This window comes from Polyangium sp. 15x6, assembly GCF_029960785.1.
In the GTDB taxonomy this organism is placed as follows: Bacteria; Myxococcota_A; Polyangia; order Polyangiales; family Polyangiaceae; genus Polyangium.
The window spans coordinates 58,287-69,932 of the sequence record NZ_JASBQE010000063.1; the positions used below are offsets into that span (position 1 = coordinate 58,287).

An 11,646-nucleotide genomic window follows, 5' to 3' on the forward strand; every position below is an offset into this window, starting at 1 on the left:
GGTGCGACGTGGACGATGCAGGAAATCGCGGCGTTCGAGGGAAAGACGGCCGAGGAGGGCGCGCGACGCCGATGGCTCAATGCCCCGCGGGAAGGGCAGCGTTCTTGTTATCGTCGGAGGTCACGCTGAAGGGCGCGAGGAACGCGAAGAGCACCGGCGGGATGGACGCGAAGAGCACGATCGTGAAGAAATGCGCGTGCCCCACGGCCTCCTGGATGGGCCCGCTGATCATCCCCGTGAACATCATGCTGAGGCCCATGATGCCGGTCGCGAACGCATAATGGGCGGTCTTGTACGGCCCGGGCGCGAGCTGCTGCATCATGTAGAGCATGTGGCCGACCGAGCCAAACCCATAGCCGAATTTTTCGATCGTCACGACGGCCGTGATGAGCCAGAGGCTCTCGGGGCGGGCGTGGCTCAGGTAGAAATAGGTCAGGTGCGGGACGTTGAGGGCGAGTGCGAGGAGCACGAACGAGCGCTTGAGCCCGAGCCGCCCGCAAAAGAGCCCGCCGAGCAGCGCGCCGACGATGAAGCCGACCGTGCCGAACGTGCCGTTGATGTTGCCGAGCGCCTCGTTGTCGAGCCCGAGGCCGCCCACCTCGCGTTTGTCGAGCATGAACAGGGGCCCGATCTTCTCGATGAGCCCCTCGCCGAACCGATAAAAGAAGACGACGAGCAGCATCATCACGATGTGCTTCTTCTTGAAGAAGCTCGCGAATGCATCGCCGAACGTCTTCACCGCGTCCCCGATTCCGCTCGGCGCGTCCATCGCCTTGCCACCGGTGGGAAGGACGGAGATGTGCCAGACGCCGGAGATGCCCATGAGCGCGGCGAGCAGGCCCATCACCACCATCCACGATTTCGCCCAGTCGAGCCCGAGCCCGTTGTGCAGCCAGCCCGTGAACGTCACGAGCAGCCCCGAGGCGATGATGCGCCCGATGTTCCAGGCGATCCCCTGCACCCCGACGTATTGCGCCTGCTCGGTCTCCGACATCGAGCTGATGTAGACGCCGTCCGCGGCAATGTCCTGCGTCGCCGAGGCAAAACCCGTGATCCAGAAAAAGGCGAGCGTCGGGCCGAGATAACTCGGGAGCGAGAGCGAAAGCGCCACGCAGCCGAGCGTGACCATCATGATGAATTCCATACAGAGCACAAAAAAGCGCTTGGTCCTGAACATCTCCACCACGGGCGACCAGAGCGGCTTGATCACCCACGGCAGGTACATCGAGCTCGTGTAGAGCGTGATGTCCGTATTCGAGAGGCCGAGGTTCTTGTACATGATGGCCGCGACCACGGAGACCGTGATCATCGGCGTGCCCATCGCGACGTAGAGCGAAGGCACCCACAACATCGGGTGCCGCCTCTTTGCATTCGAAGGCGCAGGCTCGGCGCTCGCCGGCGCCGCGGCGGGGAGGTCGGTCATGCCGGGATGCTACGTGGAGGAACGGCCCCCTGTCTCGGAAAAACGACGCTTCAGGGTTTGGCGCGTTGCGCCAGCCCGAGCGCATACTCGGGCCACCACTCCCCTGCGCGCGGGCCGCCGTTGCAAGCCCCGTCCGATTCGCCGGGGAGCTTGATCCACAGATACGCATCCACGAGCGGATCCCCCGTCTCGGTCGTCGGCGGCTTGCCGAGCGCGCGTCCATCGGGATTGCACCATTGCAGCTCCTTCGTCGGCCCGCTCCCGTTCCGGCTCGTGTCGACGACGAACGGCTTGCCGGAGAGCAACGTTGAAATTTGCTTTCCGTACGCGACGCTCTCCTCCGTGGTCACGAAATTGGAGACGTTCAGCGCGAACCCGCGAGCCTTTTCGATCCCCGCGGCGCGCAGGCGCTCGGCCATCACGGGCGGGGGTTGCCATTTCGCGTTGCCCGCGTCGATGTACACGGAGACCGCGCCGCTCTGCCCGAGGACGGTCACCGCGTCGGCGAGGAGCCCGAGGCGCTCCTCTTGTTGTTCGGGCGTGAGACAGTCTTTGAGGAGCCCGAGCGCGTCCGGCTCCAGAATCACGACCGCGCGGCGTCCTCCGATCCCCCGGGCCAATGCCCGGATCCAGGCCTTGTATCCCTCCGCGGCCGACGCCCCGCCCGCCGAGTGATTGCCGCAGTCCCGGTGTGGGATGTCGTACGCGACGAGGAGCCCTACCGCGCCGGCCGCGGCGATCTCCGACATGCGCGCGTCCACGTCCGCGGTGACGTCGTGATTCCAGTCACCGAACCAAAAGGACTGCGGCTCGCGGGCGATTTTTTCGATCATGGCCGCGTCCTCTGGACGGGAGGGGCGCCACGCTTCGACTTGCCTTCGCGCCGAGGATGCCGGATCGACGTAAAGGCGAACTCCGGTGAACGGGTTTTCCCCGGGCGCAGGCGACGTCGCGCCTCCTTGCGCTTGTATCTCCCCTGCGCCGCCCTGTGGCCTCGGGATACACGCGCAGAGGAGCGCCGCGGAGGCGGCCCAGGAGAGGACACACGGGCGCAGAGCCATCCTTATTGTGTAGTGCCTGTCGAGCTTGGGGCGCAACGGGCGAGTCACACGTCAAGCACATTTCGGCTTTCCCTCGCGCTCGCGCCCTCATTGTCGCGCGGATGGATTTTTCTCCGCCCCTGGGAATGCGGCGCTCGGCGCCCGGGCCGGCGAAAAAACGCGTGCAGCCGACGGGCGCTCCGTGAGAATGTTGGTGCTGCTCTCGATCTTTTTAAACAGGAGGCGAGCGATGCGATTCATCGGGGCATGCTTCATCTTGGGTATCGGCATGGCCGTCGGCTGTTCGGCGGGGGGCGGGGGCGACAAGACGCCCACGGGGTCTGGCGGCTCGGGCGCATCGGGAGGCCAGGGCGGAAGCGGCGGCGACATCTTCAATCCCACGGGCGGGATGGGCGCGGCGGGCGGCGGTCCGGTCGGCGGCGACGTGATCGTGAACGCGAACTGCCAGGCGAACTGCGATGATTTCCCTGCCGATCCGATCTTCGACGGGAATGCCCCCTCGAACGCGCCCGAGCTCTTCGGCGAGCCCGACAATTACACGCCCGGGCTCTGCATCGTCGAGCCGCACCTCGGAGACGGGGGCAAACCCGGCGCGCTCTTCCCGGCAAACTGGCTGCGCGTCCGGTTCCGCGTCAAACCCGCGGGCAACGAGAACCTCTTCGAGATCCGCCTCAAGGCGCCGAACCAGAAGAACGCGCTCGTCGCCTACTCGGCGAGCCCGATCTGGGCCATGCCGAAGGAGATCTGGGAAGCCATCGGTGTCAAGGGCGGCGCCATCGATCAAGAGATCCAGGTGACCATCCGCGGCGTGAACTCGCAGAACCCCGGCACGCCCACGGGCGCCACGGGCACATTCACGATCGCGCCCGTCACGGCGGGTGGATCCATGGTGTACTGGGCATCGACCTCGTCCGACGTCACGCCGACGACGAGCAAGCTCGTCGGCTTCTACGTCGGCGACGAGACCACGATCGACGCGCTGACGATCCCGCAGGTCCAGCAGGGCGGCATCCTCGCCGAGGGCGGGCGCGAGCTGCGTGGCAAGTACACCGACCCCAAGGGCGTCCCCCAGGGGCGCGTGCAGTGCATCGGCTGCCACATCTCGACGCCCGATGGCAAGGCCGTCGGATACACCGATCACTGGCCGTGGAACAATGTCGTCAGCGGCATCGAGGAGGACAAAGCGGGCGAGGTGCCGGCTTATTTCACCCCGGGTGCACAGCGGCTCTTGAGCCAGCCGTGGCTCGGCATGATGACGTTCTCCAAGGCGGTCTGGGGCGCCGGCAATCGTATCGCGATCACTCCGTACGCGAACCGGAACGTCGACATCGGCTTCACCGATAGCGCCGGCTACGGCTCGGACCGGCTCGCCTGGTTCGACCTCGAGACGAACGTGAACATTCCCTGGACCGAGGGGCAGAGCGGCCCGACGAACGACGCGATCAAGAGCGCGCAGGGCACGGCATGGGGTTTCCTCCAGACGTCTGGCGAGTCGCAGGGCATCGTCGCCCCGAATTGGAGCCACGATGGTCAGACCATCGTGTACACGTCGGCAGGAAAATCCCAGGACGGCCGCATCGCCGACAATGTCGAGACCGACATCAAGACGGTCCCCTACAACAATCGCCAGGGCGGCACGGTCACACCGGTGCAAGGCGCGGCGACGCCGGGTGTGTCCGAGTATTACCCCTCGTTCTCGGCGGACGACAAGCTCATCGCGTACAACCGCGCGGGCAATACGAGTGGAAAGATCTACTATCGTCCCGACGGCGAGGTGTACGTCATCCCGGCGAGCGGCGGGACGGCCATCCGCCTCGCGGCGAACGACCCGCCGGCGTGCACGAACCAGACGAGCCCGGGCCTCATCAATAGCTGGGCCAAGTGGTCGCCCACGGTGCTCGGCGGCGTGCCGAACGGCAAGACCTACTACTGGCTGATCTTCTCCTCGGCGCGGGATTATCCGGGTGCGTTCATCGTGCCCCCGAACCAGTACAGCCCGGCGGACACGCGCTCCTCGCAGCTCTACATGACGGCCATCGTGCGCGACGCGCAGGGCAACTACGTGACCTACCCGGCGGTCTACATCTGGAACCAGGATCCGAAGACGAGCAACCTGACGCCGGCCTGGGACATCTTCGACATCCCGCCCCCGCCCCCGCCCAAGTAATATAATGAGGAGGGGCCTCCCTGGTTTTACCCGCATCCGAGGTAAAACTTTCGGATACGGGTAAAACCCTCCGCGCCACCTCGCTCCACCGCCCCCGGAGCGTCAATTTTTTTGCGCCCGACCCGCATGCGGTGGTTGTAAGAGTTACGGTAAATCGTGTAAAGTGCCCAATTCATGGACCGCCGCTTCTCGGGGGCGCTGTCGCGCGCCGCGTCCGTCGCCTTGTTTCATTTCGTCATCGCCGCCGCACGGGTGGCGAGCGCGGAGCCGAACGACGCTGCTGCGCTCGATCTGGCGAAAAAAGCAATCGAGGCGGATTATCTCGGCACCAAGTTCGCGGAGGCAGAGAAAAAGCTCAAGCAAGCGCTCACGCTCTGCGGCCCGAAATCCTGTTCGAACAAGGTGGTGGCCCGGCTGCACCGGGACCTCGGCGTCGTTTATGCCGGCGGGATGAACAAGATCGAGGAGGGCAAGGCCGAGTTCGTCGCGGCGCTCAAGGCCGATCCCGACATCACGCTCGATCCGGATCTCACCTCCGAGGAGATCGAGAGCGTCTTCAAGGACGCAAAGGTTGCGGCCGGCGTCGGCGGCGGGGGCAATCCCGAGTCTCCGCCCCCGAGCCCGACGCCGAACACCGGGCCCGTCGCGCCCGCACCGGCGCAAGGCGATCTCGTGCACACGCCCCCGCCCGAGCAGACGGTGATGACGCCGGTGCCGCTCTATACGGAGCTGCCAGAGGGCGTGGAGGCCACGAAGGTCGTGCTCCAGTATCGGCCTTTCGGCGCCTCGGCCTGGAAGACCCTGGAGATGCCGAAGGTGCAGCAGGGGTATGGAACCGAGGTCCCCTGCCTCGACGTCGGCAGCGTGACCGGGCAGTTGAAGTATTTCATTCAGGCTTTCGACAAGGACAACAACGTCGTCGCTTTCGCCGGCACCCGGAAAGATCCGCTGAGCGTGGAGATCAAGCTCCAGATTGAAGGCGCGTCGCCTTCTTTACCGGGACAAGCGTCGCCCGCGCGGTGTTCCGAGGCGGCGGATTGCCCGCCGGGGCTCCTCGGGTGTCCCAAACCGGGCGAGGAAAAGGCTTGCCCGGAAGGGGAGACCTGCGACAAACCGCCGGAGGCGCCGTCCGTCGCCCGAAAGAACTGGGTGACCCTCGGCCTCCAGCAGGATTTTCTGGGGCTGTCGGGCGCGACCGGCACGTGCTCCGGCGGGAACGAGTATACCTGCTTTTCGGGGGACGATTTCTACGAGGCCATCCCGTACGACAAATCCGGCGGCCAGCTCGCCGGGGGCCTCGCGGTCGCGACCACGCGGATCTTCATCGGGTACGAGCGGGTGTTCGGGAAAAACTTCACGGCCGGGCTGCGCGCCGGGTTCGTGTTCGGCGGCGGGCCGCAGGCGCCGGACGGCGCGGCGTTCGTCCCGGTTCACGCCGAGGCGCGGGCGGCCTACTGGTTCGGCGCCGATCCGTTCGCCGGGACGGGATTCCGGCCCTTCGTGACCCTCGGCGGCGGGCTCGCGCAGGTCGACGCCTCGGTCAAGGTCACGGTGTACAATACCGAGCAGGACTTCATCGCGGACAAGAGGCTCGTCCTCGACGCGTGGAAGAAATCGGGCCTCGTCTTCATCGCGGCGGGCGGCGGCGCGATGTACGCGATCCGGCCGAACACCGGGCCCGTCGCGGAGGTCCGGCTGATGCAGCTCTTCGGCGCTCCGGGCACGGCGCTCGGCGCCACGCTCGGGTATTCGCACGGCTTCTGAATCCGCCGTGTATTCAAACATGTTTCGTTCAGGGGTGGTGAGAGGAGCTCCGATGCGTTTGTCCTCGTTGACCATGCTGCTCTGTGGTGTGCTCGTGCCCTTGCCGGCGCTGGCGCAGGGGGATCCGAAGCCTGCCGACGAGGACGTTCCGGTCGTGCAGATGCAAAACACGAGCGCCGGGGGAGGCTCCGCGCAAGCCGCGCCCGCGAAGCCCGCGCCCGCGCAATCGGCGCAGAAGCCGACCGCGCCCGATGTGCAGACGCCCCAGGGCCCTCCACCGAGCTTCGGCAACTCGAGCCCCGCGGTCACGGGCATTTCGGGGGGTAACAACGCGGGCAAGTCCGACGGCTTCGAGTTCCACGGCTACTTCCGCGCTCCGATGCGGATCGGCATCGGCGCCCGCGACAATCCCCTGCCGGATCAGAGCAAGACCACCCTGCACGCGCCCGTCGTGCCGGACGATCAATATCTCAACTGGCAATACTCCGGCCACCAGGCGCGCGACTGGGCCGAGCTCTACTTCAGCTACTCGAAGGGGTGGGCCAAGGCCACGGCGGGCATCCTCGCCTTCAACTTCACGGACGCCGCGTGGAAGGAGAACCTCGCGCAGTTCGGCATTGCCCAGGGCTGGGTCACGCTCACGCCCGAGCTGCCCTGGCTCAACGTTCGCCTCGAGGCCAAGGTCGGCAGCTTCTGGGGTCGGTATGGCATGGCGGGCCGGTACGACGCCGGGTATTACGACACGTTCCTCTTCGGCCGCACGCACACGCTGGGCGAGACGCTCCGCATGGAGATCGACGTCGGCGACTTTACCTTGTGGGGCGAGCAGGGCTTCGGCGTGCGTCGCCCGAACCCGAGCATCTACAACGACGCCCGCTTCACGCTCGTGAACCATTTGCACGCCGGCCTGAACTGGAAGAAGATGCTGGACGTCTCCGCCCACCATTTTTATACCTGGGCGCAAGAAGAGGATCGGCCCGGCTCGACGCTGGTGAACGTGCCGAACGGCAACATGAGCGTGATCGGCGCGGACGTGCGCCTCGATGCGAACATGTACGGGTATCTCTACGCGGGTTTCTCCCGCGTATCCGCGGAGAACGCGCGGGTCGTCGGGCCCGCGGTCGAGGTGATCCACGCGAACGGCGGCGGTGAGTTCGCGCTCGGCATCACGAGCAACTACCTCGACGACGCGACCCCCCAGAGCGAGGGCAACGGCGCGGTGAACACGCTGCTCGCGCAATACGAGCTCAGCATCGCCAACATCCTCTCGAACATGAAGACCCCGGGGCAACGTTACTGGGGCGAGGGGCCCGATCTCAAGATCGCGGCCTTCACCATGGCGAACTTCATCTCGAGCAAGGACCCCGACATGGATGGCGTCCGGAAGCTCAAGTACGGCTTCGACCTCAACGGCCGCATCAAATCGTGGCTCGGGCTCGGCCTGCGCTTCGACCGCTTGCAGCCGAACTCCAAGATCCCCGAGCAGTCGTTCGCGATCCTCTCGCCGCGCATCGTCTTCCGCTCGGATTGGCTCGCGCACGAGGAGATCTCCCTGCAGTATTCGCGTTACTTCTACAACGTGCGGGAGTGCGCAGCGGCCTCCCCGCTGCAATGCACGCAGCCGCCGGCGGCGCCCACGCTCCCGGACGGCTTCGGCGCGACCACGACGAACCAGGATCCGGGGACACGCGGCGCGCCGGCGACCCGGCCCGATCTCAACGTCATCCGGCTGCAGGCCTCGATCTGGTGGTGAGGGCGAACATGAACAAGGCGATCACGTACTCGATGGGGGCCTTCGTCGCGCTCTGCGCGTTCGTGCCGGCCATCTCCGGATGCATCCCGCGCCCGCCGGGCGGCGGTGGCGCGGGCGCAGGCGCAGGCGCAGGCGCGGGCACGAACCTCGATTCGCCGGACGCCAAGGTTTGTCCGGCCGATGGATTGCTCGATGACGGCGAGGACAACAACAACCAGCTCGCGGTGAGCAAGGGCCGGGGCGGCTACTGGTACACGTTCGCCGACAAGGCCGGCTCGACGGTCACGCCGCAGGCGGGCGCGCTGGGCGGCACGTTTTCGATGAGCCCCGGCGGCGCGAACGGCTCGCAGAGCTCGGCGCGCATGAACGGCAAGCTCGGCGGATCGGGGACGATCTTCGCGGGCATGGGCTTCAACTTCATCGATCCGAAGGCGCCCTTCGACGTCTCGCAGTACAAGGGCATCTCGTTCTGGGCGAAGCGCGGGGAAAACTCGACGGGCACCGTGCGCATCAAGCTGCCGGACGTGAACACGGATCCGGAGGGCAAGGTCTGCACGGAGTGCTTCAACGACTTCGGCATGGATATCGAGCTCACGACGACGTGGACCCAGTACGTCGTCCTGTTCGGCGCGGCGCAGCAGCAGGCCGGGTGGGGCCAGCCGCGGCCCGGCGGAATCGAGAGCGCGAAGATGTTCGGCATTCAGTGGCAGGTGAACACGCCCGGGGCCGACTACGACATCTACGTCGACGACATCCAGTTCACGGGTTGTCCGTGACGCGGGGGCGTTACGCGAGGTTTGTCATGCGCAACGTGACCTCATCGAGCATGCTCTACGCGGCGCTCCTGCTCTCGGGCTGCACGCCCGGCGCCGCTTCGCAAGATCCGAATGCGCCGAGCGACCCGGGCCCCGCGCCCGTGGCGAACGGGCCGCAGGTGGCGCCGCAGGGCGGCAACAACCTGCTCAAGAACAGCGATTTCGAGGACGGCACGAGCCTGCCGTGGACCACGTCGTTCAGCGCGCCCGCGACGGGCAAGGCGTCGGTCGAGAACGGCGCGTTTTGCCTGAAGATCGACGACAAAGGCGCGAACCCGTGGGACGCGCAGGTCCGGCATCGCGAGATGGTCGTCAAGCGCGGCCACACGTACACCGTGCGCTTCAAGGCCTGGGCGAGCAAACCCACGCGGGTCCGGCCCAAGGTGGGCATGGCCGGGCCGCCGTATGCCGAGTACTGGTCGAGCACCATCGAGCTGAAGACGAAGCCGCAGCGCTTCGAGGGCGCGTTCGTCATGGGCAGGGGTGACGATCCGACGGCGGAGCTCGCCTTTCACATGGGCGGAGGCCTCGCCGCCGAGGGAGGCGTGACGGTTTGTCTGGACGATGTTCGTCTGGACGACCCCGACTTCAAGGCGCCGCCGCCGCCGCCGCAGGTGAAGTTGCCCAAGGTGCGGGTCAATCAGATCGGGTATTTCCCGGGGCTCGTGAAGAAGGCGCTCGTGAAGGCCGCGCCGAACAAGCCCGTCGCGTGGGAGATCGTTCGGGAGGGCAAGGAGTCGGTCGCCAAGGGGACGACGACGGTCTTCGGCGACGATCCCGCGTCCGGCGAGCACGTCCACGTCGTGGATTTCAGCTCGTTCACGAAGCCCGGCGACAAGTACGAGCTCCGCGTCGAGGGCGAGACGAGTTTTCCCTTCGACGTCCGGAAGGATCTTTACGGGAAGCTCAAGTACGACGCGCTCGCTTATTTCTACCACAACCGCAGCGGCATGCCGATCACCATGCCTTACGCGGGCGAGGAGAAATGGACGCGCCCCGCGGGCCACACGAGCGACAAGAGCGTGCCGTGCGCGCCGGGGACGGGCTGCTCGTATTCGCTCGACGTGTCCGGCGGCTGGTACGACGCCGGTGATCACGGCAAATACGTGGTCAACGGGGGCATCTCGGTCTGGACGATGCTCGCGCAGTACGAGCGGGCGAAGCACCTCGGTACGAGCGTGAACGATTTCGGGGACGGGAAGCTCGCGATTCCGGAGAACAAGAACGGGGTGCCGGACATCCTCGACGAGGCGCGGTACGAGCTCGAGTGGATGCTCAAGATGCAGGTGCCGGACGGTCAGCCGCGCGCGGGCATGGTGCACCACAAGGTCCACGACGAGAAATGGACCGGGCTCGGGCTTGCGCCGCACGAGGCCAACATGAAGCGGTTCTTGCGCCCGCCGAGCACTTCGGCGACCTTGAACCTCGCGGCGAACGCGGCGCAGGCGGCGCGCATCTGGAAGACGTTCGATCCGGCGTTCTCGGCGAAAGCCCTGGCCGCCGCGGAGAAGGCCTGGGCCGCCGCGAAGGCGAACCCGGCGGTGTACGCGCCGGCGAGCGACAACACCGGCGGCGGGCCGTACGACGACATCGACGTGAGCGACGAATTTTACTGGGCCGCGGCCGAGCTCTTCATCACGACGGGCAAGGACGAGTACCAGACGGCCCTGACGAAGTCGAAGCATTACATGGCCGTGCCCCAGACGGGCGCGGGCACGGCCGGCGGCGCGTCGACGTCGATGACGTGGCAGATGACGCAGGCGCTCGGCACGATTTCGCTCGCCGTGGTCCCGAACAAGCTCGACAAGGATCTCGTCGCGGCCATGCGCTCGAGCGTCGTCGCGGCCGCGGACGTGTACCTCGGCGTCGTCGACGCCGAGGGGTATCGTTTGCCCTTCAAGGCCGGAGGGTCGCGCAAGTACCCCTGGGGCTCGAACTCGTGCGTGCTCAACAACATCGTGATCCTCTCGCTCGCGCACGATTTCACGAGCAAACCGAAGTACCTCGGCGGCGCGGTGGAGGGGATGGATTACCTCCTCGGCAAGAATCCGATGGTGCAGTCGTACGTGACCGGCTACGGGTCGAATCCGCTCAAGAACCCGCACCATCGATTCTGGGCGAACCAGGTCGACGCGAAGTTCCCGACGGCGCCGCCCGGCGCGGTCTCGGGAGGCCCGAACTCCGGGCTCGACGATCCCTACGGTCAGGCCGCGGGGCTCGCCGGCTGCGCGCCGCAAAAATGCTTCGTCGACCACATCGAGGCCTGGGGCTTGAACGAGATCACCATCAACTGGAATGCGCCGCTCGCCTGGGTCGCCGCGTTCCTCGACGAAAAAGGTCGAATCTGATCTCCTCGAACGAATGAAGCGAAAACGGAATCCCACGCGGCGCATTGTGGTCGCGTCGGGGCTCCGCTACGATGATCCGCATTCCTTCCGAGCGGTTCCCCCTCCGCTCCCACCGAAAGGTCCTGTGCAGCCATGAAATTCGTGAACGAACATCGTGCTTTCTTTGCCGTCGTGATGGGCTTGCTCGTGGTCTCGGCCGCCGCATGCGACGAGGGATCGACGGATACCACCGGAGGGGGAGGGGCAGGCGCGAGCGGCGGCGGAGGCCCCGGCCCCGGCGGCGGCGGTCCGGGCGGCGGCGGCCCGGGCGGCGGC

Annotated in this window: 8 protein-coding genes; 6 read left to right on the plus strand and 2 right to left on the minus strand. The window is 66.5% G+C overall.

Going from position 1 to position 11,646, the window contains the following annotated elements:
* Nucleotides 1–76: 76 nt before the first annotated feature.
* Together QHF83_RS34990 and QHF83_RS34995 are read right to left on the minus strand one after the other, a co-directional pair.
* Nucleotides 77–1,423, minus strand: coding sequence for an MFS transporter (locus QHF83_RS34990; protein WP_282422365.1), 1,347 nt, complete (start codon nucleotides 1,421–1,423; stop codon nucleotides 77–79).
* Nucleotides 1,424–1,473: 50 nt separating this feature from the next.
* Nucleotides 1,474–2,256, minus strand: a complete 783-nt coding sequence (locus QHF83_RS34995) for a glycoside hydrolase family 6 protein (RefSeq protein WP_348980499.1) — start codon at nucleotides 2,254–2,256, stop codon at nucleotides 1,474–1,476.
* Between the two features lie 457 nt (nucleotides 2,257–2,713).
* Here QHF83_RS34995 and QHF83_RS35000 point away from each other — a divergent pair, with 457 nt between their 5' ends.
* From QHF83_RS35000 to QHF83_RS35025, 6 genes are all read left to right on the plus strand, one after another.
* A complete protein-coding gene (locus QHF83_RS35000) occupies nucleotides 2,714–4,651 on the plus strand; it encodes a hypothetical protein (protein ID WP_282422367.1) in 1,938 nt (645 codons plus the stop codon).
* Between the two features lie 174 nt (nucleotides 4,652–4,825).
* Nucleotides 4,826–6,415 (plus strand): hypothetical protein, encoded by a 1,590-nt coding sequence (locus QHF83_RS35005; RefSeq protein ID WP_282422368.1) that lies wholly within the window; start codon nucleotides 4,826–4,828, stop codon nucleotides 6,413–6,415.
* A gap of 52 nt (nucleotides 6,416–6,467) precedes the next feature.
* Entirely contained in the window at nucleotides 6,468–8,168 is a 1,701-nt protein-coding gene (locus QHF83_RS35010) for a hypothetical protein (protein WP_282422369.1), read from the plus strand.
* Between the two features lie 8 nt (nucleotides 8,169–8,176).
* A complete protein-coding gene (locus tag QHF83_RS35015) occupies nucleotides 8,177–8,944 on the plus strand; it encodes a hypothetical protein (RefSeq protein ID WP_282422370.1) in 768 nt (255 codons plus the stop codon).
* 26 nt (nucleotides 8,945–8,970) lie between these two features.
* The gene (locus QHF83_RS35020; RefSeq protein ID WP_282422371.1) at nucleotides 8,971–11,331 is read left to right on the plus strand and encodes a glycoside hydrolase family 9 protein; all 2,361 of its coding nucleotides are present in this window, start codon (nucleotides 8,971–8,973) and stop codon (nucleotides 11,329–11,331) included.
* A 132-nt stretch (nucleotides 11,332–11,463) separates the two neighbouring features.
* Nucleotides 11,464–11,646, plus strand: a 183-nt coding sequence (locus tag QHF83_RS35025; protein WP_282422372.1) for a hypothetical protein, incomplete at its 3' end; no start/stop codon positions are given.

Bases quoted from the DNA above. Each gene is read 5' to 3' on its own strand.
- QHF83_RS34990 (WP_282422365.1), bottom strand. From the start codon at position 1,423: ATGACCGACCTCCCCGCCGCGGCGCCGGCGAGCGCCGAGCCTGCGCCT.
- QHF83_RS34995 (WP_348980499.1), bottom strand. From the start codon at position 2,256: ATGATCGAAAAAATCGCCCGCGAGCCGCAGTCCTTTTGGTTCGGTGAC.
- QHF83_RS35000 (WP_282422367.1), top strand. From the start codon at position 2,714: ATGCGATTCATCGGGGCATGCTTCATCTTGGGTATCGGCATGGCCGTC.
- QHF83_RS35005 (WP_282422368.1), top strand. From the start codon at position 4,826: ATGGACCGCCGCTTCTCGGGGGCGCTGTCGCGCGCCGCGTCCGTCGCC.
- QHF83_RS35010 (WP_282422369.1), top strand. From the start codon at position 6,468: ATGCGTTTGTCCTCGTTGACCATGCTGCTCTGTGGTGTGCTCGTGCCC.
- QHF83_RS35015 (WP_282422370.1), top strand. From the start codon at position 8,177: ATGAACAAGGCGATCACGTACTCGATGGGGGCCTTCGTCGCGCTCTGC.
- QHF83_RS35020 (WP_282422371.1), top strand. From the start codon at position 8,971: ATGCGCAACGTGACCTCATCGAGCATGCTCTACGCGGCGCTCCTGCTC.